Here is a 21781-nt window from a genome sequence, read left to right on the forward strand (position 1 = left end):
GGCAGGGGCGGGGCCGGGCGCGCGGGGCCGGGCGTCACCGGCTTCGGGGGCCGGCGGCGGTGGGGCCGGGCGTCACCGGCTTCGGGGGCCGGCGGCGCGGGCGTAGCGGCCCGGGGTGCTGCCCACGAGGCGCTTGAAGTGCCGGCCGAGGTGCGACTGGTCGTAGAAGCCGGCCGCGGCCGCCACCTCCGCGGGTGCCTGCCCGTCGAGCAGCAGCCGCCGGGCCCGGTCCACCCGGCGGGCCATCAGGTACTGGTGCGGGGCGATGCCGAACGCGGCGCCGAACGCCCGTACCAGGTGCGCGGGGTGGGCGTGGACCAGTCGCGCCGCCTCCTCCAGGGTCACCCCCTGGTGCAGCCGCTCGTCGAGCAGCTCGCGCAGCCGGTGGGCCACGCCCCGGTCGGCCTCCGGCGGGCGGTCGGCGGGGGCGGCGAGCCGGGGCCGCAGGTGGCCGCGGAGGCGTTCGCGGATCAGGGCGAGGCGGCTCTCCGCCTCCAGTTCGTCACCCCGGTGCGCCAGGGCCGTGTGCAACTGGCCGACGCGGCGCCGCAGTACGGGGTCGACCAAGTCGGGGCCGTCCACGGCAGGGCCGATGAAGCTCTCGTCCAACTGGGTCAGGTCCAGGTACAGCACCCGCTTGCGGAACCCCCGCGCGGTGGCCGGTGAGCCGTTGTGCGGCACGTGCGGCGGCAGCAGGGAGACCGTGCCCAGAGGGGTGCCGTGCTCACGGCGGTTCAGGTCGTAGCGGACCGCGCCGTCATCGACGACCAGCAGCGTCCAGGAGTCATGGACGTGCATCGGGTACGTGTGCTCCGTGAAGCGGGCGTGGAAGACCTCCACCACACCCGCGACCCCCGGGCGCCACGCGGAAACCTCCTGCCGGGCCACCATGCAAAGAACGTACAAGACCGCCCGGCGCGGCGGTCGGCAGCCTCGGGGCATGACCACCGAGAACACGCCCCCGCGCTTCGACACCAAGATCGCCGTCCTGCTGCGCCACGACCTGGAGACCTGGCAGCGGCTGAACGTGACGGCGTTCCTCGTCAGCGGCCTCGGCTCGCAGCTCCCCGAGGTCATCGGCGAACCGTACGCCGACGCCGACGACACCCCCTACCTGCCGATGTTCCGCCAGCCCGTCCTGGTCTTCGAGGGGACGAAGGAGATCCTGACCGCCGCGCACGAGCGTGCCCTGACCCGCTCGCTCCCCCGGTCGGTGTTCACCTCGGACCTCTTCGCCACGGGGAACGACCGCGACAACCGCGCGGCGGTGCGCGCCGTACGGAAGGACCAGCTCGACCTCGTGGGCCTCGCGGTGTACGGCCCGCGCAACGCGGTCGACAAGGTCCTCAAGGGCGCCCGCATGCACCCCTAGGCGCCGGGGGCGTCCGTCGTTCTCGGGTCGGCTCTTAGAAACCCCTTAACCGGGGGCCGCACGCTCGCCCGCATGATCCATCCCGAACAGCACTCGCCCGTACGCCATGGACACCGCGACACCGTGGGCGCCGCGCGCAGGAGGCGCCGCCGCCTCCTCGGCATCGCCGCCGCGCTCGTCGTCACCGCCGGCACCGCGTCCGCCGGGTACGCCGCCTTCGCGGGCCCCGAGGGTCACTCCTCGCCGGCCGCGCCGCCCCAGGTGCACGGCGGCTCCGTCGACTTCCCCGTGGCGGGCGGCACCCTCACGGTGGACACCGCCTCGCTGCGCGTGACGGGGCGCACCGACGGGGGCGCCGCCGTCCCGGTCTCCGACGCCGCCGCCGACGGCCTGGGCAGGCCCGGCCGCGTCGAGCTGGACGGCTCCCTGGCCTCGTGGGCGTACCCCGCCAAGGGGCTCAGGGTGACCGCCGCGGCCGAGCGGGGCCGGCTGCGGGTGACCGTGGCCGCCCGGGACGACTCCACCCTCGCCTGGCCGGTCACCGGCAAGGGCCCCGGCACGGGCGCCGAGAACGCCTCGTTGCAGGTACCGCGCGGCGAGGGGCTGTCGGTGCCGGCCGGCGACCGGTTCTGGAACTCCCCCGGGGCGGGCCTCGCGGGTACCGAGGCCGAGCTGGCCACCGGTTCCCTGACCCTGCCGCTGTGGGGCTACACCACGGGCGGGCACGGCGTCAGTTACCTCGTCCCGGAGAGCGTCGGGACCTCGCTCGCCTTCGCCTCCACGGACGGGAAGCTGAACGCGACGGCGAAGCACGAGTTCTCCCGGCGGGAGAAGACCCTCGACTACACCGTCACCTTCTCCCTCACCTCCGCCTCTCCCGTCGCACCGGCCGCCGACTACCGCCGTTGGCTGCGCGAGCACGGCGAGCTGCGCACGCTCAAGCAGAAGATCGCGAAGAACCCGGAGATCAAGCAACTGCTGGGCGCCCAGCACGCCTACCTGTGGGGCGGCGCCCGCGACGCCGAGGCCATGCGGAAGCTCCGCGAGCAGGGCAACACGCGGCTGTGGCTCGGTTACGACGCCGACGGCCGCCCCATGAGCGCGGAGGCGGTCGCGACCGCCGAGCGGCTCGGCTACGTCGTCGGCCCGTACGACACCTTCGCCAACGGCCAGGACCCGCGGACCGCCGACACCCCGGTGGCCAAGTGGCCCGGCACGGTCTACCCCGACCACTGCGTACGCACCTGGAAGGGCGAGATCAAGACGGGCTTCGCGAACCGCGGCTGCTACCTCAGCTCGGAGGCGTTCGCCAGGACGGAGGCCACCAAGCACTACCTGGCCGAGCGCACCCGGGAGATGACCAAGAACGGCGCCAACAGCGTCTTCCTGGACGTCGACGCGGCCGGTGAGCTGTTCAGCGACTTCTCCGAGAACCACCCGATGACCAAGAAGCAGGACCGTGCCAACCGCATGGACCGCATGCGCGCCCTCGCCGACGCCTTCGTCCTCGGCTCGGAGTCCGCCGTCTCCTGGTCGGCCCCGGTGCTCGCGTTCAACCATGGCTCCCAGACGCCGGTGAACGACCGCCTGTGGCCCTTCCAGAAAGAGAAGACCTGGGGCTCCTGGTCCCCGGCCGAGGCGCCCGGCGTCTTCTTCAAGCCCGTCGAGCTGCCCGCCGCGCTGGCGAAGTCGATGTACGACCCCGCCCACCGCGTCCCGCTGTACCAGACCGCGCTGCACGACTCCCTCATCAGCACGGAGCGCTGGGAGATGCCGTACGACAAGTTCCCTGCCCAGAAGAAGAACCGCGCCCTGATGTCCGTCCTCTACAACACCCCGCTCAACTTCACCCTCAGCGACAAGAACCTGAACACCACCGGCCCGGAAATGGCCCGCCTCCAGCGCTACTTCGCCCCCCTCCACCAGGCGGCGGGCACCGAACCCATGACGGACTTCCGCCACCTGACCAAGGACCACCTGCTCCAGCGCTCGGTCTTCGGCGACGGCGTGCTGACGGTGACGGCCAACTTCAGCTCCAAGGCGTACGCCGGCCTCCCGCCCGGCTGCGCCGACGCCAAGCTGAAGGGAGACCCCGAACCCCGACGCCTCTGCCCGGCGAACGCCTAGGCGCGGGACGCGGACGCGTACGACACGAAGTCGGCCCAGGCGGCGGGCGCGAGGGCGAGCTGGGGGCCGGCGACGTTCTTGGAGTCGCGGACGTGGACGGTGGCGGGGGTGGTGGCGACCTCGACACACGAGTCACCCTCGGTGCCGCTGCTGTAACTGCTCTTGAACCAGGTCAGCTCGGAGGCGTCCCCGGCAGAGTTTTGGATCATGTTTCTCCCAGCACTTGCTCGATGAAGGCCAGCGACTCCCCAGGGGTGAGAGCCTGAGCCCGGATGGTGCCATACCGCAGCTCAAGGATCCGGAGCTGTTTCGGATCAGAGGTTGGACGCCCATTGAACGCCCCGTCTGAACGCCCAACAGCAGTGCCGTCTCCGAACTTCAGCACTTCGATCCGCCCGTCCAGTCCGGGGTGTGGCCCGCTATAGGTCGGCATCACCTGGAGTGAGACGTTACGCAAACGGCCCACCTCCAGCAGACGTTCTAGTTGGTGGCGCCAGACCATTGTGCCGCCGACGGGCCGCCGTAGCGCAGCCTCTTCCTGGACGAAACTGAGTGCCGGGGCGGGCAACCGCTCAAAGATCGACTGCCGACCGACGCGGGCAGCCACCATACGCTCCACCTCGTCCTGCGAATATGCGGGCTGGCGCGCCTCGAACAAGGCACGGGCGTGCTCCGGCGTCTGCAACAGGCCGTGAACGCTGTTGCTCTCGTAGACCCCGATTTCAACCGCCCGCGCCTCCATCCGCGCCAGATCCCGCACCTTTTTCGGGTACCGGACCTCCGCCACGTCCTTCTTCATCGCGGCGATCAGCCCACCGGCCCGCAGCACCTCGTCCGCCCTGTCCAGGTACTCGGGCCTCGGGATCCGCTTCCCGGCCTCGACCTTGTAGACCAGGTCCTCTCCGTACCCGATGGCCTCGCCGAACTCCCCCGCCCGCATCCCGGCGGACTCGCGCCGCAGCCGGAGCTGGCGCCCCACCGTGGCGACGACGGCCGCGCCCGACTCGTCGTCGGGGTCGACCTCCCAGCCGGGCTCGTCCGTCGTGCCGTCTTCCACGCTCACGCTCATTCGCGCCACCTCCGCCGTACCGCGCAGTACCTGGACGCCCCCTGCCCATACGCCCTTCCGGACAGGCCGGACAGCACCGGACAAGCTCCGGACAGTCACCGTACGCATCCGCTGCGTCACTGGCGCCCGAAAGCGACCCACCACCAGGCTTTGTGACGTGAACCACAAATCCTCTGAACTCCTTGCCCCGGCCCGTCAGTTCACCGTGCAGCTCTCCCCCACGCCGCGCGGTGCCCGCCTCGCGCGCCTGCTCGCCACCGAGCGGCTGCGGGCCTGGGACCTGCCGTACGGAGTCGCTGACGCGGCCGAGCACGTGATCGCCGAGCTGGCCGCCAACGCCGCCACCCACGCCCGGGTGCCGGGCCGGGACTTCCGCCTCGCCCTCCGGACCACGGACGACGGCCGCACGCTCCGCGCGGAGGTGACCGACACGCGGGCCGACCGACTCCCGGGCTGCCGCCCGCCCGGCCTCGGTCTGGTGATCGTCGAGGCGCTCGCGGACCGGTGGGGCGTGGTGCTGGGCCCGGTGCCGCGCAAGACGGTCTGGGCGGAACTGGGCCTGGTCGCACCGGGACACGGTTTTCCGGGCTCCGGTGGCCCGGGCGGTCTACCCAAAGGAACGAAAGAGTGGAAAGAACCCCGCCAAACCCCACCCCTCCCTCCCGCCGGGTCGCCTCACTCCGCCGGGTGAACATCGCCAACTGGGCTGGCGCGGCGCCGGGTTGCGTGCTCTACGCTCACCGCGACACACAACCGCAAAATGCGACGGCCCCCGCCGGGACTGGCATCCCGGACGAGGGCCTGACCATCCGAGGAAGTAGGGCTTCCCGATGGATACGAAGCACCTTAGCGCGCCCACGCGCAGGCAGCGCGGCAACGTCCGCACCCGGACGCATACCGCTGGAGGCGTCATTCACGACAACGCCCGGCACCACACCCAGTTCACCGTCATCGGCAACCACCTCGCCCAGCATGCCGAGTTGTCGCTCACGGCCATCGGCCTCTCGGTGCACATCCAGTCACTGCCGACCGGCGCCCTGGTGGACATCAGGACCCTGGCCGACCGCTTCCCGGAGGGCGCCGACCGGATCGCCGCCGCCCTGCGGGAACTGGAAGCCCACGGCTATCTGCGGCGGGTTCGTGAGCGGGTGGCCAAGGGCCGGCTCATCACCCGAACGATTTCCTGCAACCAGCCCGGCGCGCGGCGCACGGACGACGATCCCGACGAGCCGCCCGCCCCGGTGCCGCCGCCCAAGCGGCCCGCCCGGCGCCGGCCCGCGCCCCTCGCCGTACCGCAGCCCGCCTACCCAGCGCCCTCCCTCCTCCAGACGGCCATCGACGTACTCGCCGGCCTGCACCGCCAGGACCCCCGCCTCCTGCTCTCCGCCCGCGACGCGGAACACCTGGCCCCGGGGGTCGCCGCCTGGCTGGAACGGGACGCGAGCGTGGACGCCGTACGGGACGCACTGACCACGAACCTGCCACCGGACCGCCTCCACCGCCCCGCCGCCCTCCTGGCCCACCGCCTGACGGCCCAGCTCCCTCCCCCACTCCCATTCCGGGCGCCATCCCAACGGCACCCGCTCCAGAACTGCGACCGCTGCGACCGGGCATTCCGCGCACCGGAGCCGGGCGAGTGCGGCGGCTGTCAACGCGGGACCTACGGATAATCAGTTCGGATGGTGCAGGTGCTTTTGGCATATGCCAAGCCCGCCCGCTCCCTACTGTCCGACCCATGGTCAGTTCCCCACACGAGGCGATGCACCGCATCTTCCAGGACCACCCGGGGCTCTTCTCCGGTGTTTCGGAGATTCTGGGCGTCCCGTTCCCCCCGCCCATCTCGGTCCAGATCATGCCGACAGACCTCACCGAGGCCCGCCCTCTCGAACGCCGCGTGGACACGCTGCTGCTCTTCGACACCGAGAACGAGGGGCCGTTCCTCCTGGCCGTCGAGCCTCAGGGCAAAAAGGACCTCGCCAAGCCCGCGAGCTGGGCGTACTACCTGTCCTACCTCTACGCGAAGTACCAGCAGCCGCCCGTGTTGCTGGTCGTCTGCCAGGACCGCTCCACCGCCGAATGGGCCGCCCGGCCGGTCCGTATCGGCCCCAGACAGTGGGCCTCCCTCACCCTTCGCCCCCTGGTGGCGGGCCCGCACAACATGCCCGTGATCCGCAACACCGTCGAGGCCCGCAAAGCTGTCCCACCCCCTCGCCGAACTCATCGCACAAGGCCTGGGCAAGCGCCCAGCCGCACAACTGTGGAGGCACCTGATGGCCGTGGACCTGTCGTTCTACACGTCGCCCGTCTCGGAGGGGATCCGGGCGAAGAGCCGGGCCGAGGACATCCTGATCGTCCTGGAGCAGCGCGGCATCGACGTCCCCGACGCCGCCCGCGAGCGCATCACCAACTGCGACGACCCCGAGCTCCTGCGGCGCTGGCTCACACGCGCCGTCACCGCCCCGTCAGTGGAGCTGATCTTCGCCGATGAGTGAACCCGACCCCACGGCGTACTACTGGCACGACCCCGCCACGGGGCAGCACTGGTTCGATCCCAGAGTGGTCCTCATCGAACTCATCACACAGGGCCTCAGCAACCACCCGGCAGCCCTTGCGCAGTGGACGGATCTGGTGGAACGGGAGCTTCCTTACTTCCGGGCAGCGCTGAAGGAGGCGTTCCGGGAAGAAGCCCGCGCGGAGGGCCGCAGCCTGGGCCGCTCCGTCAGCACGCTGATGGTTCTGGAGCATCGCGGCATCGACATCCCCGACGCTGCCCGCGAGCGCATCACCAACTGCGACAACCCCGAGCTCCTGCGGCGCTGGCTCGAGCGTGCTGTCTTCGCCCCGTCCGTCGAGGAAATCTTCGTCGAGCAGTAGCCCCGACCCGCGGTGGCGCAACCCAGGGCCGGGCACCTGTGTGGCCGGCCCGGCTCCGACGAGACGCTGCGATCCGGGGCTGCTCCCTCTCAAAAGGCCTTCAGGTACACCCGGGCCTTGCCGTTTGCCTGGTCATGGACGTAGATCTCGATCCACTGAACCGTGCTCCGGCGGTGATCACTCACGCACGGCGGGCAGACTCCCGCCCACCGGACCCCCTGCAACGTGTGCGGCTCGGCAAGTCCGAGATGGGAGAACTCATCGGTCGACGGCACCCCGGTTTTGCTTGCTTGCAGTGGTTCTTGCGAGCGCAGGTCGTCGGCGATGCTCTTGGCGGTTTTCGCCTCGGTGACGAACGTGAGCACGTATTCGTCGGTCGGTGGCCCCTTGGTTCTTGTCCCAGTGCGGGTAGGGCTCGTCCGTCCTCTGGACGGCCCCTTCCCGGTCCATGACAGAGCAAGAGGTCAGCAGCAGTGCGGCGGTGAAGGCTGCGCACAAACGCGCCGGAAGGATCCTCTTGGTGGTCACCTGTTCTCCTCGTCACCGCGCCCGACATCCCCTCGGGTACCTTCCCTGCCGGGATCCGCCGGCGTGACCGCGGGGGCATCAGCGCCACTCAGATCATGGATGTCTGTGGAGCTGCTGCAGCGTGGTTGCCATCCCTCCGTACCCCCCAGGCGATCATTACGTGCGCACGCCAATAGGATCGAAGCGTTGATCATTAGGGGGAACCATGCGCAAGACCGTCACCACCACCGCCCTCGTCCTCGCCGCCGCCCTGCTGACCGGCTGCGGCGGCAGCAGCGGAAGCGCGGGCGATCCGAAGCCCGCCGACGTGCCGTCCTCCGTGAAGCCGTCGGACAGCGCCAAGGGCGATGGGCCCGTCAGCCACCAGGTCACCCTCGAAGTGCAGGGCACCGGGTCGGCGCTCGTGTACTACAACCTGGACACCAACAAGGGCGAGCAGGTGACCCTGCCCTGGAAGAAGACGGCCACCATCACGTTCACCACCGAGGCCGAGAAGAAGGTCGGCACCGTGGTGTCCGTGGTGCCCGGGTCGGTGCAGGCGGCCGACGGCACGCTCAAGGCGGCTCCCTGTGTGATCACCGTCGACGGCAAGAAGGTCGCCGACAACGAGGGCGCCAACGACAAGGACCCCGCGTCCACCATGTGCAAGTACGCGCTGAAGTAGCCGCCCGCTGAACGTCGCGTGGCCGACGGGCAACCCGTAACGCGGATTTTCCGTCTAACCGACCGCAGAACGCGGGTGGTTAGGCAAACGGGGGAAGCGGGACGTGGGCGACATACGGGGGGCAGGGCCGCGCCCTGCCGTTTTTCGGCGGCGGGGGGTCCTCACTTCGGCCGCGGCCGTGGTGTTGGCGGCGGTCGCCGGGTGTTCGGTGCCGGCGCCGCGGCGCGGGGGGCCGACGGCGGATCCGGCGCCGGGGATACCGATCACCAGCTCCCGGCGGGCCCAGTTGATGCAGATCGCGGCCCACCCGGACGACGACCTGTACTTCATGAACCCGGACAGCCAGCGGATGGTGGACGCCGGCGTCCCGCTGGTCTCCGTCTACGTCACCGCCGGCGAGCACGACGGCAAGAACCACATACCCGGCCGCAAGAACGTCCCCGCCGACAAGGCGGCCTACTCCTCCGCCCGCCACCAGGGCCTCCGCCAGGCGTACGCGACGATGCTCGGGCTCGACAAGTTCGCCGCCTGGCAGAAGGGCGTCATCACCCTCCGGGGTGACCGCCGCGCCGAGATCAACACCCTCACCCACGGCAACCGCCGGGTCGAGCTGATCTTCCTCAACCTCTCCATGCACGCCCCGCGCCGCTGGATGGCCCTGCCGAGCCTGTGGAAGGACCGGGCCCTGGGACTCCGTACCGTGGTGGCCGACGACTCCCCCGTACGCAAGGCCGACACGTACGACTACGACTCGCTCGTCGAGGTCCTCGTCGGGCTCATGGAGCGCTACCAGCCGACCGTGATCCACACGCTGGACCCCGACCCCGACATCCAGCACAGCGACGAGCAGACCCGCAAGAAGGACTCGGAGCAGCGCGGCTACTCGGACCACGCCGACCACACCGCCGTCGCGTCCTTCTCGTGGGCCGCCATGGTCCGATGGGTGGCGGACGCGACGAAGGACGGGGGTTCCCTACCCGCCTTCGTGACGACGTCCTTCCGCGGGTACTACAACCGGCACTGGCCCAAGAACCTCCCCGGGCCGGTGCTCAAGGAGAAGGCCGCGCACCTCGTCCCCTACGGCGGCGACCCGTCCTGGGACTGCGGCAACAGCGGCGGCTGCGGCGACTACAACGTCGGCGGTGTCCGTCCGCTCACCAACAAGAAGGGGTGGGTCAGGGCCACGCACTACCGTTATCCGGCGCCCGGGCCCGTCGTGGCCACCGAGCCGGACGGGCGGCTCGCCGTGTACGGGGTGCTGGGCCTGCGCGCGGTGCGCTGGCGCGAGACGCAGCCCGGCAGCGGCCAGTGGGGCGAGCCGGGCGACCTGGGCGGCGGGCCGCTGGCGCCGGGGCTCGGCGGGGTGACCCTGAAGGACGGCCGGCAACTGCTGTTCGGGCTCCGGTTCGCGGCGCTCGGCGGGCACGGCGGCCCCAACAAACGCGAGATCGTGCTGCTGGAGCAGCGGCAGGCGGGCGGACCGTTCCTCGCCTGGACCGGGCTGGGCAACCCGGAGCGCGGTGACGACCGGGGACGCCGGCTGGGCGTCCCGGTGGCGGTGGCGGCGCCCGACGGCCGGGTCCACCTCTTCGTGCGCAACGCGGACAAGGGCGTGAGCACCCGGCTCCGGGAGCCGGACGGCACATGGGGGCCCTGGCAGGACCTGGGCGGGGCCGAGGTGCAGGACGGGCTGTCGGCCGCGGTGGACGCCACCGGCCGCGTCCACCTGTTCGCGGCGGGCCGCGACAGCGTCCACCACTGGGCGCAGGACGCCCCGGGCGGCCCGGTCACCTCCCGCGCGGGCACCGCCCTCCCCGTCGCGGGCGACCCGGTGGCGGTCACCGCCGCACCCGACGGCGGCCTGGCGCTCTACTACCGCGCGCCCACCCGCAAGGACCTCACGGCGGTACGCCCCGACGGCACCCCGCTGCCGAAGGTGGCCCTCGACGGCTACGGGCCGGTCGCCGCGACCGCCACCCCCGAGGGCCCGGTCCTCCTCGGCAAGGACCTCCGCGGACGCGTCCAGATCCGCACCCCGGCAGGCCACCTGGCCACCCGCACGCAAGGGGCCGTCGCGCTGGAGTCGGCCACCCTCCACACGAGCGGACGGCACGGAACCCTCGCCATAGGCATGGGCGCGGACGCCCATCCATGGACGTGGACACCGGAGCCCCGTACCCAGGGCTGAGGCGACGCGCGCAGGCAACGCGAAGGGCCCCGCACCTCACGGTGCGGGGCCCTTCTTGCAGCTCAGCGACGAGCCACCAGGTCAGATCAGAATTACTTCGTGATCTTGGTGACCTGGCCGGCGCCGACGGTCCGGCCACCCTCACGGATGGCGAACTTGAGGCCCTCCTCCATGGCGACCGGCTGGATCAGCTGGACGGACATGGTGGTGTTGTCGCCCGGCATGACCATCTCGGTGCCCTCGGGGAGGGTCACGACGCCGGTCACGTCCGTGGTACGGAAGTAGAACTGCGGGCGGTAGTTGTTGAAGAACGGCGTGTGGCGGCCACCCTCGTCCTTGGAGAGGATGTAGGCCTGCGCCTCGAACTCGGTGTGCGGGGTGACCGAGCCCGGCTTGATGATGCACTGGCCGCGCTCGACGTCCTCGCGCTTGATGCCACGGAGGAGCAGACCGACGTTCTCACCGGCCTGGCCCTCGTCGAGCAGCTTGCGGAACATCTCGATGCCGGTGACCGTGGTGGTGGTCTTCTCGGTCTTGATGCCGATGATGTCGACGGTCTCGTTGACCTTGAGGACACCACGCTCGATACGGCCGGTGACGACCGTACCGCGACCGGTGATCGTGAAGACGTCCTCGATCGGCATCAGGAACGGCTTGTCGACGTCACGCTCGGGCTGCGGGATGGACTCGTCGACGGCGGCCATCAGGTTCAGGACCGACTGGCCCCACTCCTTGTCGCCCTCGAGCGCCTTGAGCGCCGAGACCTTGACGACCGGAACGTCGTCGCCCGGGAACTCGTACTCGGTGAGGAGCTCACGAACCTCGAGCTCGACGAGCTCCAGGATCTCCTCGTCGTCCACCATGTCGGCCTTGTTCAGGGCGACGACGATGTACGGAACGCCGACCTGGCGGGCCAGGAGCACGTGCTCCTTGGTCTGCGGCATCGGGCCGTCGGTGGCGGCGACCACGAGGATGGCGCCGTCCATCTGGGCAGCACCGGTGATCATGTTCTTGATGTAGTCCGCGTGACCGGGGCAGTCGACGTGGGCGTAGTGACGCGACTCGGTCTGGTACTCGACGTGCGCGATGGAGATGGTGATACCGCGCTGGCGCTCCTCAGGAGCCTTGTCGATCTGGTCGAAGGCCGAGGCCTCGTTCAGGTCCGGGTACGCGTCGTGCAGCACCTTGGTAATGGCGGCCGTGAGGGTCGTCTTACCGTGGTCAATGTGACCGATGGTGCCGATGTTGACGTGCGGCTTAGTCCGCTCGAACTTCGCCTTCGCCACTGGGGTCCTCCTGTGGAGTGGTTCTGTACGCCTTACTCATCGGCGCCAGGTGATCTTTGCTGGGGTGCCATCCGCCGGGGACCTGCCTCGGGGTTCGGGGCCGGGCCCCGGCGGTTGGTGTCAAGCCTAAAGCGTGAACTCGGGTGAGTTACTCGCCCTTGGCCTTCGCGATGATCTCCTCGGCGACGTTCCGCGGAACCTCGGCGTAGGAGTCGAACTGCATCGAGTAGCTTGCGCGACCCGAGGTCTTGCTGCGGAGGTCTCCGACGTAGCCGAACATCTCCGAGAGCGGCACCAGGCCCTTGACGACCCGGGCACCCGCCCGCTCCTCCATGGCCTGGATCTGGCCACGGCGGGAGTTGATGTCACCGATGACATCGCCCATGTAGTCCTCGGGCGTGGTGACCTCGACGGCCATCATCGGCTCAAGGAGCACCGGGGACGCCTTGCGCGCGGCCTCCTTGAAGGCCTGCGAACCGGCGATCTTGAAGGCGAGCTCGGAGGAGTCGACCTCGTGGTAGGCGCCGTCGAGAAGCGTGACGCGAACGCCCGTCATCTCGTAGCCCGCGAGGATGCCGAACTGCATGGCCTCCTGGCAGCCGGCGTCCACCGAAGGAATGTATTCCTTCGGGATGCGGCCACCGGTGACCTTGTTGACGAACTCGTACGAGGCGTCGCCGCCCTCGATCGGCTCGACCGCGATCTGCACCTTGGCGAACTGACCGGTACCACCGGTCTGCTTCTTGTGGGTGTAGTCCACGCGCTCGACGGCCTTGCGGATCGTCTCACGGTACGCGACCTGCGGCTTGCCGACGTTGGCCTCGACCTTGAACTCGCGCTTCATGCGGTCGACGAGCACCTCGAGGTGAAGCTCGCCCATACCGCCGATGACGGTCTGGCCGGTCTCCTCGTTGGTGTGCACCTGGAAGGAGGGGTCCTCCTCCGCGAGACGCTGGATGGCGACACCCAGCTTCTCCTGGTCACCCTTGGACTTGGGCTCGATGGCGACCTCGATGACCGGCGCCGGGAAGTCCATGGACTCCAGGATCACCGGGTTCTTCTCGTCGCACAGCGTCTCACCGGTCGTGGTCTGCTTCAGACCCATGACGGCGATGATGTCGCCCGCGCCCACCGCCTCGATCTCCTCACGCTTGTTCGCGTGCATGCGGTAGATCTTGCCGATGCGCTCCTTCTTGCCCTTGACCGAGTTCAGCACCGAGGTGCCGGACTCCAGGCGACCGGAGTAGATCCGGACGAAGGTGAGCTTGCCGAGGTGCGGGTCGCTCATGATCTTGAACGCCAGCGCCGACAGCGGCTCGTCGTCGGACGGCTTGCGCTTGACGACCGTCTCCGCGTCCTTGACGTCGTGGCCCTCGATGGCCTCGATGTCGACGGGGGAGGGGAGGTAGCGCACGACCGCGTCGAGCAGGGGCTGGACGCCCTTGTTCTTGAACGCGGTGCCACAGAACACCGGGGTGACCGTGGTGCCCTTGCCCTTGCCGGAGGCGATGGTGATACGACGGATCGCGGCGTAAAGCTGCTCCTCGGACGGCTCCTGGCCCTCCAGGTACAGCTCCATGATCTCTTCGTCGTTCTCGGCCACGGCCTCGAGCAGCTTGCCGCGGTACTCCTCGGCAGCCTCGGTGTGGGTGTCCGGGATGTCGACGACGTCGTACATCTCGCCCTTGGCCGCCTCGGCGGACCAGACCAGGGCCTTCATGCGGACCAGGTCGATGACGCCCTTGAAGTCGGCCTCGGCACCGATCGGGAGCTGCATGACGATCGGCTGCGCGCCCAGGCGGTCGCTGATCATGTCGACGCAGCGGTGGAACTCGGCGCCGGTGCGGTCGAGCTTGTTGACGAAGCAGATACGCGGAACGCCGTAGCGGTCCGCCTGACGCCACACGGTCTCGGACTGCGGCTCAACGCCGGCGACGCCGTCGAACACCGTCACCGCACCGTCGAGCACGCGGAGCGAACGCTCCACCTCGACGGTGAAGTCGACGTGGCCCGGGGTGTCGATGATGTTGATGGTGTGGTCAACGTCTTCCAGCGGCCAGTGGCAGGTCGTCGCGGCAGACGTGATCGTGATGCCGCGCTCCTGCTCCTGCTCCATCCAGTCCATCGTGGCAGCGCCGTCGTGGACCTCACCGATCTTGTAAGAGACACCGGTGTAGAACAGGATCCGCTCGGTGGTGGTCGTCTTGCCCGCGTCGATGTGGGCCATGATCCCGATGTTGCGGACCTTGGCCAGGTCAAGCGAAGTGGTAGCCATAAGGCTTCAGTCTTCTCTCGGTCTCGATGTGGGTGCGACTACCAGCGGTAGTGCGCGAAGGCCTTGTTGGACTCGGCCATCTTGTGCGTGTCCTCACGCTTCTTGACCGAAGCACCGAGGCCGTTGGAGGCGTCGAGGAGCTCGTTCATGAGGCGCTCGGTCATGGTCTTCTCGCGACGGGCGCGGGAGTAACCCACGAGCCAGCGCAGCGCGAGCGTGGAGGCGCGACCGGGCTTGACCTCGATCGGCACCTGGTAGGTGGCGCCACCGACGCGGCGGGACTTGACCTCGAGAGACGGCTTGACGTTCTCGAGGGCGCGCTTCAGCGTGATGACCGGGTCGTTGCCGGTCTTCTCGCGGAGGCCTTCCATGGCGCCGTAGACGATCCGCTCGGCGGTGGAACGCTTGCCGTTCAGCAGGATCTTGTTGATGAGCGAGGTCACCAGAGGAGAACCGTAAACCGGGTCGATGATGACCGGGCGCTTCGGGGCGGGGCCCTTACGAGGCATTCTTACTTCTCCTTCTTGGCGCCGTAGCGGCTGCGGGCCTGCTTGCGGTTCTTGACACCCTGGGTGTCGAGCGAGCCGCGGATGATCTTGTAGCGAACACCCGGCAGGTCCTTCACACGGCCACCACGCACGAGCACGATGGAGTGCTCCTGCAGGTTGTGTCCCTCACCCGGGATGTAAGCCGTGACCTCGATCCCGCTGGTCAGACGCACACGCGCGACCTTGCGGAGGGCCGAGTTCGGCTTCTTCGGGGTGGTCGTGAACACACGCGTGCAGACGCCGCGGCGCTGAGGGGAACCCTCGAGTGCGGGCGTCTTGTTCTTCTCGACCTTGTCCTGCCGGCCCTTACGGACCAGCTGCTGGATCGTAGGCACTACTTCTCCGGTTTCTGTGTGCCGTGTAGTAAAGCTAACCTGGAACGTCGCCGACCCACGCGGTCGGGTGTGTCGAATACTGCGATCTTCCGCCGTGAGGCGGGAAGTGGGCGCAGATTACGGTGGCCGATGCTCGACTCGCCGTGCGGTTGAGGACACGCACAGGAGCCCAGGCACACCCCAGGCACAAGGTCTGAGCGTACCTACCGTACGGAGCTGGGTCAAAACAAATGACCACGCCACCGGGCGGCCCCGCCGGACGCCCCCCTGAGGAGGTGCACCGCCTCAGGACTGGTCACCCGGACGCCGGCGGCGGGCGGGGAGCCGCGGAATCGTGGGAACGCGGGAGTGGGGCGACTTGGCGACCAGTCCGGGTTTGACGCCGCCTGCCGGGGGCTGCTCCTCGGGGTCCTGCCGCTTCGGGCCCTGGTCTGGCTGGTTTTGGTGGGGCCGGTCCTGGTGCTGCTCTGGGCCGCGGCGGGGCGGGTCCTGGCGGGGCGGCTCCTGGCGGGGCCGGTCCGGGTGCTCGGGGCCGTGGCGGGGCGGGTCCTGGTGGGGCGAGCCCGCGTGGGGCGGCTCCTGGTGGGGCCGGTCCTCGTGCGTCTGGTCCTGCTGCCGGTGCGGGGCGTCTGCCGGCTGGCGTCGTTGGCCACGGGGGGCGGCTTGGCCGGCGCCCTGGCCGTGTCGGGTGCCTTCATCGCCGCGTGGGGCGACCGTCGGCCGATGGCCCTGGTCGGCCTGCCGGTCCTGCGCCGGCGCCTCCCGGGGCCGCCGGGGCTCCGGTACGTCCTCGGGCCGGCGGTCCGGCGAAGCCGCGCCACCGCGGGTCCCAGGGGTGGCCGGGGGCCCGGCGGGGTCGGTGCGGTCGCGGCGCTCCTCGCGGCCGGTGGCGCCCGGCGCGGGGCGGGTGCGGCCCCTGCGGGCGGGGCGTTCGGCCGCCTCGGCGCCCGGCTGGTCCGTGCCGGCGACGCCGTCGCCCTGGGGGAACGGGATCACCGCCGCCTGACCCGGCGTACGGCCGACCAGCCGCAAGCGGCGCGTCTGGGCTATGCGCCGAGCCTCCTCCAGCACGGGTTCGTACTGGTCGGCGGCGTCGCGCCAGCCATTGACGTACGCCTGGAACTCACGACGCGCCAGCTCCTCGCGCAGCAGGATCACGACGTCCTCGGGCGCGTGGCCCTCCAGGTACTGGCCCAGGGCGGCCAGCAGGGCCGGGAGGTCGCCGACCGGTTCGGGCAGCCCGCGGACGGGGCCTCGCGCCCTGGTCCCCGCCGTCTCGTCGTCGCGCGGATCGCCTGTCGGCCGGGAGCACCCCTCGCCCTCGACCATGACACTCTCTTTCGCAACCCGTCGCCGCCCGTTCCGCCGCTGACGCCGGAACCTCCGCGCCGGCGCACATGCCTACGGCACTGCCCCCGGGGACACAGGCGCCGCCGGGGCATTTGAGCCTGCGAAATCGTGGGGACAGGCACCAACAGCTTACGAGAAAGGGCGAGTCAGGCCTGCCGGGCACCCTTCGCGTCCGCCGTCCTCGGCGCTGCGGAGTCGGGCAGGAACTGCCCCGCGACCCGGATGAACATGTCGCGCTGGTCGGGCGGGATGCCGAGCGCGGCGGCGGCCTGCTCCAGCGTGAGACCGGCGGGCGCGGCCTCCTCGGCGGGCGGCACGTCGTCCGGCAGGCCCGGGAGCGGCAGGTCTTCCTCGGTGAGCCTGCCCGACTTGATGAGCATGTCGCGCACCGGGATGCGCAGGACGTGGGCGAGCCGCCGCATGGTTTCGAGGTCCGGCATGCTCTGCCCCTGGAGGAGCCGGGTGATGGCCGCCCGGTGCACCCCGGCCTCGTCGGCCAGGCGCGACTTGCCGCCGCCGCGCGGGCTGTCGATGTCATACCCCTGCCGGCGGATCACCCCTTCGATCCAGGCGGTGAACTCTTCCAGTTCGCTGGCGGACATGGGCAACAACCTCCCTTCGAGGCGGCGACCAGAGTATCGCGCTTGCACGCACGGATTGCGCGCTTTCGCGCGCGCAATTGTGAAGGTTGCGTCGAGAACCGGATATGCCACGGTCCGTTTCTGGTTGCGTGCCCGCTCGCAACATGCCAGTGTGCGTGCTCGCAACACGCTTTTCGCTCGTCCGTTCGTACGTGCACCAGGGGGTTCCGTCATGTCCGTACCGCCAGTCCGCACCGCTCAATCCTCGTCCGCCGCAGAGATGCGGGAGTTCTTCGGGTGGCGGGCGGACGCCGCCTGCGCGGGAATGCCGCCTCACGTCGTCTTCGCGCGGCGGGCCGCCGACGCCGCTCCCGCCCTGCGGGCGTGCGCGCGCTGCCCCGTGACGCGGCAGTGCGAGGAGACCGTGGACCCCGCGCGCACCTGGTTCGACGGCGTCAGCGCCGGGCGGCTGTGGCACAACGGGCGGCCGGTGGACCTGAACCGCCGGAGCCGGGCCCAAGCACGCGGCGGAGACAGCGGCGGCGCGGGCGTTCAGCCGCCCGAGTCCCACCGAGCCGCCTGACGGACCGTCCGGCCGTCCGGGCCACCGAGCCTCGGAGCGCCCGTCCCCCGGCCGATCCGGCTCCCGACCCGCCTGGCTCCCCGGTCGTCCACCTCCGGGCCCGCCCGGATCCCGTCCCGTCCGGTTCTCAGGCCGCCGGCTCCAGGACCTTCCGCTTCCCGAGCCGCCCAACTCCCGGGCGCCCCCGGCCCCCAGACCGCCCGCTCCGGACCGTCCGACTCCAGAGACGCCCCGGCCCTCGGCCCCGACCTCCGCCCCGGAGTTCGCGGAAGAACACGCGCCACCGGTCCCCGCCCACCGGCTCCCCCACCACGCCCAGGGGCCGGCGCACCACCCGCCGTCAAAGGGCGGGCACCCACGTCCATCGCACAGGAGGGAGCACTCCATGTCCGCCACCCAGCCGAGCACCCCCACCACCCCCGGGCTGCCGAGCACAAACGCCGGCGTCGTACGCGACGCCGCTCTGTGGACCGCGATGCTGATCCGGCAGTTCCCCGAACTGCTCACCGAGCTGGCCCCCGCCCCGGGGCGCGGCCGCGCGGCCGGCGACCGGCCGGCGCCCGGGGCCGCCCAGCTCGCCGCCCGCTCCGCGCGCCTGCGGGCCGAGCGGCAGGAGGCGCTGCTCAACGAACAGCGGCACGGCCTCTCCGTACCGGGTCACACCGCGTCCCCCATCCGCCTGCACGTGTCGGACGCGATCCGGGACATCACCGACGGCGTGGTCGAGCTGGAGGAGGCGGTGTACGACCGGCTCGGCCTCGGCCGGCCGCGCAGGGCCGACGTCCCGCAGCGGCTGGAGCGCATCACCGCGCTGCTCGGCCGGGTCGCGGAGGACCCGACGCTCGCCGCGCACGTACGGGACGAGGTTCGCCGGATGGCGAGGCGCTGCGCGCGGGCACTCGGCGAGGCGGAGCCGATGGTGCGGGTGCCCGGGCGCTGCCCGTGGTGCGACTCGGTGTCCCTGCGCGCGTTCCCGACGAGCCGGGCCGTGGTGTGCGTCAACCCGGGGTGCCGGTGCGGGGTGCCGGACTGCGACTGCCTGAGCGACCCGGCGTTCCGGCATCTGTGGGCGGAGGACGCCTGGCAGGAGCTGGCCGAGGCCGCGGAGGGCGGCCTGGCGCAGATCGCCGCGCGGATGGACGAGGGTGCGACGTACGAGGGAGCCGGCCAATGAGCCGTACGGTGCCGGCCGGGCCGGCACTCGTCACCGGGCACCTGGCCGCGCAGGAGGCCGGCGTCATGCCCACCACCATCCGCAAGTGGGTGCAGCTCGGGCACCTGGCGCCCGTGGGGCGGCAGGGCCGGGCACAGCTCTACCGGCTGGAGGACGTCTTCGCCGCCGAGCGCTCGACGCGCCGGAAGCCACGGCCGAACGGGCACTGAGGCCCGCGTACCAACCGCGTACAGCACGGATATTCATGACGGACGCCGGGGCGGCCGCTTCCTCACGGGAGCGGCCGCCCCGGCGTTCGTGCTGCCGTCCGCGGGTCAGGCACGGTCCGCCCCGGCCGGCCGGGCGGGGATGCGGAAGACCGGGGCGTGCGCCGCCGGCGCGGGCGGTTCGGCGGTCAGCGCGGCCACGGCCTCCTGCCAGCCGCTGGAGAACCCGCGCAGCTCGGCGTCGACGGTGATGCGCGCGCCGACCTTGGCCACCACGGCGCTCAGGGCGCGCCCCACGCCTTTGGTGTACGTGCCGGCCGCGGCGCTCTCCGCCGCGACCTCGACGGCGGCGGCCGCGACGTCGGCCAGTCGTTCCTGCGGGCTGATCGTCATCGCCCCTCACCGCCGGCGATCCGCCCGCTCCTCGTCTTCGTCTCCACGCCCACCACTCCTTACGCCCGCTGAGTGTTCGAGCCCTTTCTCGAACTAGTGTTCGGGCTAGCGAGCGTAGCGCAGATGAGGCGACCGGTGGCGGAAGTTGGTTGCGGGCCGCTCAGACGTCGATCACACTTGGAGCAGCGGCAGAGCTGCGCCCTCCACCAGGGCGGCGGTCCTGCCGCTTCGTGTTTTCCGCACGCCTGTCGCACCTCTCCCGCACATCTCCCGAAGGGAGCGTCCATGTGAGCCCTCTCGCCTTCCCCGACGCGGAACGACTCGTGGTCGACCACCTCAAGAACCGGGCGGAACTGGCCGGGGTCGTGGTCGACAACCGGCCGCCCGCCGGATTCGACGGCACCCAGAAGGTCGTCCTGGTCTCCCGCGTCGGCGGCGCCTGGGTGGACGACCTCCACCTCGATCAGCCGCTGATCGACCTGGAGGTCTACGGGCCGGACAAGACCGCCGCCCATACCGTCGCGCTGACCGCGCGCGCCGCGCTCCTCGAAGCCACCGGCACGGTGTACGGCGGCGCCGCTGTCACCGAGGTGGCCGAGGCGGACGGGCCGCGCTGGCTGCCCGACTACAACCGGCCGAACGGCAACCGCTACCTCTCGACCGTCCGGCTCTCCATCCGGCCCGCGTAACACGCCACCAGCCGCACCACCCCCGGCCGCGCACCCAGCGCGCCCCCATGAACAGGCCCTGCCGCACCCGCGACAGGGCCTTCGCCATATCCGCAGCACCCTTCACCAGAGGAGTCACCCATGCCCAACAACGGAAACCAGATCCGCGTCGCCGGTACCGGTCGCATCCTGGTCGCCGCCACCGGCGCCACCGCCCCCGCCGCACCGAAGAACACCACCGAGGAGTGGGCGACCGGCTGGACCGAGCTCGGCTACACCAGCACCGACGGCATCAAGTTCAACAAGAAGGACAAGATCGACCCGGTCGACACCTGGCAGTCGGTGAGCCCGGCCCGGTTCATCTACTCCGACCGCGACCTGACCGTGAAGTTCCAGCTCCTCCAGTTCAACAAGGACACGCTGCCCTTCTTCATGGGCGGCGGCGCGGTCGCCCCGGTGACCGCCACCGGTGTCACCGACACCTACACGTACGCGATGGGCGCCGAGCCGCAGAAGGACGAGCGTCAGCTCGGCATCGAGTTCAAGGACGGCTCGGACATCACGTACCGCTTCATCATCCCGCGCGGCCAGGTGACGGAGACCGAGGAGATCTCCCTGACCCGCACCGGGGCGCTGAAGCTGGGTGTCACCTTCACCGCGCTCGCCGCCGAGGGCAGCTCCACGCTGGCGACCTGGATCATGAAGGACAAGTCGTACGCGTAAGGGCACGGCGCTCCCCCGGCGCCCGCCCCTCCACGCCGGTGCCCGGCGCGCGGTCCCCTGTGGCCACGCGCCGGGCACCGGCGCTTTTCCCCCGTTCCCCTTCCCCCCTCCTTCGCAAAGGAGCCCACGCATGTCCTCCTTCAACGTCAACGCGGCCCGTGCCCAGCGTCTCGAAGCGCTCGGCCGCGCCTGGTCGTTCGAGCTCGACGACCAGACCTTCCAGCTCCCGACCGAGCTGACCCGCGCCACCGCCCGCCAACTGCGCGACCTCGACGACAACGACGTCGACGGCCTGCTGCGGCTGCTCCTGGGCGAGCAGCAGTACGCGCGCTTCGACCGCCTGGAGGTCACGATGCAGGACATCGCGGCGATCCTGGAGGCCTACGGCAAGGAGACGGGGCTCGGCCTGGGGGAAGGCTGAGCCTCGGCGTGCTCGTCGAGGAGCACGCCGAGGCCCTGGAGGCCGACCTGCTGCGCCACTACGGCGTGGACCTGCTCGACTGGCACCGCGGCCGGCTCTCCTCGCGCCGGCTCGCGGTGCTCGTCCGGCACATGCCCCGCGACAGCGCGCTCGCGCGCGCGTTGCACGGCGAGGCGGCGGAGTGGGCGGTGTCGGACTACCTGCTCGCCGCCGCGGTGGACCATCTCGCCGAGTCCAACTGGATGTTCGCGACGGTCAACCAGGACGAGGACGCGGAGGCGCTGGAGTACCCGACGCCGGTGCCGCGGCCCGGTGACGGTGACGCGGAGGAGTCCGCCCCGCCGGAGAGCGGGCCGGCGGCCCCGGGTCCGGCCGAACTCGTCCGGTTCTTCGGCTGAGGTTCCGCCGGGCCCGGG

General features: G+C 70.9%; 25 protein-coding genes and 1 pseudogene. 15 read left to right on the forward strand and 11 right to left on the reverse strand.

What is annotated here, in order from left to right; all coding sequences use genetic code 11:
• Positions 1-72 precede the first annotated feature (72 nt).
• Complete coding sequence (locus ACZ46W_RS29610; RefSeq protein ID WP_468343889.1) at positions 73-891, reverse strand: AraC family transcriptional regulator; 819 nt, start codon at positions 889-891, stop codon at positions 73-75.
• 49 nt (positions 892-940) lie between these two features.
• Here ACZ46W_RS29610 and ACZ46W_RS29615 point away from each other — a divergent pair, with 49 nt between their 5' ends.
• Both ACZ46W_RS29615 and ACZ46W_RS29620 read left to right on the forward strand, forming a co-directional pair.
• Positions 941-1372, forward strand: a complete 432-nt coding sequence (locus ACZ46W_RS29615; RefSeq protein WP_468343892.1) for a DUF2000 family protein — start codon at positions 941-943, stop codon at positions 1370-1372.
• Positions 1373-1444: 72 nt separating this feature from the next.
• A complete protein-coding gene (locus ACZ46W_RS29620) occupies positions 1445-3499 on the forward strand; it encodes a glycoside hydrolase (RefSeq protein WP_468343895.1) in 2055 nt (684 codons plus the stop codon).
• Here ACZ46W_RS29620 and ACZ46W_RS29625 read toward each other — a convergent pair.
• A complete protein-coding gene (locus ACZ46W_RS29625; RefSeq protein ID WP_468343898.1) occupies positions 3496-3708 on the reverse strand; it encodes a DUF397 domain-containing protein in 213 nt (70 codons plus the stop codon). The two genes, ACZ46W_RS29620 and ACZ46W_RS29625, sit on opposite strands and share 4 nt — an antisense overlap.
• Positions 3705-4568 (reverse strand): helix-turn-helix domain-containing protein, encoded by an 864-nt coding sequence (locus ACZ46W_RS29630; RefSeq protein WP_468343901.1) that lies wholly within the window; start codon positions 4566-4568, stop codon positions 3705-3707. The genes ACZ46W_RS29625 and ACZ46W_RS29630 overlap by 4 nt, the downstream gene beginning before the upstream one ends.
• 157 nt (positions 4569-4725) lie before the next feature.
• Here ACZ46W_RS29630 and ACZ46W_RS29635 point away from each other — a divergent pair, with 157 nt between their 5' ends.
• From ACZ46W_RS29635 to ACZ46W_RS29650, 4 genes and pseudogenes are all read left to right on the forward strand, one after another.
• Positions 4726-5259, forward strand: coding sequence for an ATP-binding protein (locus tag ACZ46W_RS29635; protein WP_468343904.1), 534 nt, complete (start codon positions 4726-4728; stop codon positions 5257-5259).
• Positions 5260-5398: 139 nt separating this feature from the next.
• On the forward strand, positions 5399-6238 hold the full coding sequence (locus ACZ46W_RS29640; RefSeq protein ID WP_468343907.1) for a helix-turn-helix domain-containing protein: 840 nt from the start codon (positions 5399-5401) through the stop codon (positions 6236-6238).
• A gap of 65 nt (positions 6239-6303) precedes the next feature.
• Positions 6304-7060: pseudogene (locus ACZ46W_RS29645) on the forward strand (hypothetical protein).
• A complete protein-coding gene (locus tag ACZ46W_RS29650) occupies positions 7053-7442 on the forward strand; it encodes a hypothetical protein (protein WP_468343910.1) in 390 nt (129 codons plus the stop codon). The pseudogene ACZ46W_RS29645 and the gene ACZ46W_RS29650 overlap by 8 nt, the downstream one beginning before the upstream one ends.
• 89 nt (positions 7443-7531) lie before the next feature.
• Here ACZ46W_RS29650 and ACZ46W_RS29655 read toward each other — a convergent pair whose 3' ends face one another.
• The gene (locus ACZ46W_RS29655) at positions 7532-7807 is read right to left on the reverse strand and encodes a hypothetical protein (protein ID WP_468343913.1); all 276 of its coding nucleotides are present in this window, start codon (positions 7805-7807) and stop codon (positions 7532-7534) included.
• 368 nt (positions 7808-8175) lie between these two features.
• Between ACZ46W_RS29655 and ACZ46W_RS29660 the strand changes: the two genes are divergently transcribed.
• A complete protein-coding gene (locus tag ACZ46W_RS29660) occupies positions 8176-8634 on the forward strand; it encodes a hypothetical protein (RefSeq protein ID WP_468343916.1) in 459 nt (152 codons plus the stop codon).
• A 289-nt stretch (positions 8635-8923) separates the two neighbouring features.
• Positions 8924-10822, forward strand: a complete 1899-nt coding sequence (locus ACZ46W_RS29665; RefSeq protein ID WP_468343919.1) for a PIG-L family deacetylase — start codon at positions 8924-8926, stop codon at positions 10820-10822.
• A 92-nt stretch (positions 10823-10914) separates the two neighbouring features.
• Here the strand turns inward: ACZ46W_RS29665 and tuf are convergent, their stop codons facing one another.
• From tuf to ACZ46W_RS29695, 6 genes are all read right to left on the reverse strand, one after another.
• On the reverse strand, positions 10915-12108 hold the full coding sequence (tuf, locus tag ACZ46W_RS29670; RefSeq protein WP_468343922.1) for an elongation factor Tu: 1194 nt from the start codon (positions 12106-12108) through the stop codon (positions 10915-10917).
• Positions 12109-12256: 148 nt separating this feature from the next.
• A complete protein-coding gene (fusA, locus tag ACZ46W_RS29675) occupies positions 12257-14383 on the reverse strand; it encodes an elongation factor G (RefSeq protein ID WP_468343925.1) in 2127 nt (708 codons plus the stop codon).
• A 38-nt stretch (positions 14384-14421) separates the two neighbouring features.
• On the reverse strand, positions 14422-14892 hold the full coding sequence (rpsG, locus tag ACZ46W_RS29680; protein ID WP_031076642.1) for a 30S ribosomal protein S7: 471 nt from the start codon (positions 14890-14892) through the stop codon (positions 14422-14424).
• Positions 14893-14894: 2 nt separating this feature from the next.
• Positions 14895-15266: a 30S ribosomal protein S12 gene (gene rpsL, locus ACZ46W_RS29685; protein ID WP_003948652.1), complete on the reverse strand. Its 372-nt coding sequence runs from the start codon at positions 15264-15266 to the stop codon at positions 14895-14897.
• A 285-nt stretch (positions 15267-15551) separates the two neighbouring features.
• A complete protein-coding gene (locus ACZ46W_RS29690; RefSeq protein WP_468343928.1) occupies positions 15552-16595 on the reverse strand; it encodes a hypothetical protein in 1044 nt (347 codons plus the stop codon).
• A 167-nt stretch (positions 16596-16762) separates the two neighbouring features.
• Positions 16763-17218 (reverse strand): helix-turn-helix domain-containing protein, encoded by a 456-nt coding sequence (locus ACZ46W_RS29695; protein ID WP_468343930.1) that lies wholly within the window; start codon positions 17216-17218, stop codon positions 16763-16765.
• 211 nt (positions 17219-17429) lie between these two features.
• On the opposite strand from ACZ46W_RS29695, the gene ACZ46W_RS29700 reads away from it, so the two are divergent.
• The 3 genes from ACZ46W_RS29700 to ACZ46W_RS29710 all read left to right on the forward strand — a co-directional run bounded on the left by ACZ46W_RS29700 (position 17430) and on the right by ACZ46W_RS29710 (position 19163).
• Complete coding sequence (locus ACZ46W_RS29700) at positions 17430-17780, forward strand: WhiB family transcriptional regulator (RefSeq protein ID WP_468343933.1); 351 nt, start codon at positions 17430-17432, stop codon at positions 17778-17780.
• A gap of 385 nt (positions 17781-18165) precedes the next feature.
• Positions 18166-18954 (forward strand): hypothetical protein, encoded by a 789-nt coding sequence (locus ACZ46W_RS29705; protein WP_468343936.1) that lies wholly within the window; start codon positions 18166-18168, stop codon positions 18952-18954.
• A complete protein-coding gene (locus ACZ46W_RS29710; RefSeq protein ID WP_468343939.1) occupies positions 18951-19163 on the forward strand; it encodes a hypothetical protein in 213 nt (70 codons plus the stop codon). The genes ACZ46W_RS29705 and ACZ46W_RS29710 overlap by 4 nt, the downstream gene beginning before the upstream one ends.
• A gap of 105 nt (positions 19164-19268) precedes the next feature.
• Here the strand turns inward: ACZ46W_RS29710 and ACZ46W_RS29715 are convergent, their stop codons facing one another.
• Positions 19269-19553 (reverse strand): hypothetical protein, encoded by a 285-nt coding sequence (locus ACZ46W_RS29715; protein WP_468343942.1) that lies wholly within the window; start codon positions 19551-19553, stop codon positions 19269-19271.
• 287 nt (positions 19554-19840) lie between these two features.
• Between ACZ46W_RS29715 and ACZ46W_RS29720 the strand changes: the two genes are divergently transcribed.
• The 4 genes from ACZ46W_RS29720 (at position 19841) to ACZ46W_RS29735 (ending at position 21763) form a co-directional block, all read left to right on the forward strand.
• The gene (locus ACZ46W_RS29720; protein WP_468343944.1) at positions 19841-20242 is read left to right on the forward strand and encodes a hypothetical protein; all 402 of its coding nucleotides are present in this window, start codon (positions 19841-19843) and stop codon (positions 20240-20242) included.
• Positions 20243-20362: 120 nt separating this feature from the next.
• Entirely contained in the window at positions 20363-20944 is a 582-nt protein-coding gene (locus ACZ46W_RS29725) for a phage tail tube protein (protein ID WP_366130412.1), read from the forward strand.
• 130 nt (positions 20945-21074) lie between these two features.
• On the forward strand, positions 21075-21365 hold the full coding sequence (locus ACZ46W_RS29730; protein WP_366130411.1) for a hypothetical protein: 291 nt from the start codon (positions 21075-21077) through the stop codon (positions 21363-21365).
• A 65-nt stretch (positions 21366-21430) separates the two neighbouring features.
• On the forward strand, positions 21431-21763 hold the full coding sequence (locus tag ACZ46W_RS29735) for a hypothetical protein (protein ID WP_468344377.1): 333 nt from the start codon (positions 21431-21433) through the stop codon (positions 21761-21763).
• The last annotated feature ends 18 nt before the right edge of the window (positions 21764-21781 follow it).

This window comes from Streptomyces sp. NPDC031064, from assembly GCF_055570965.1.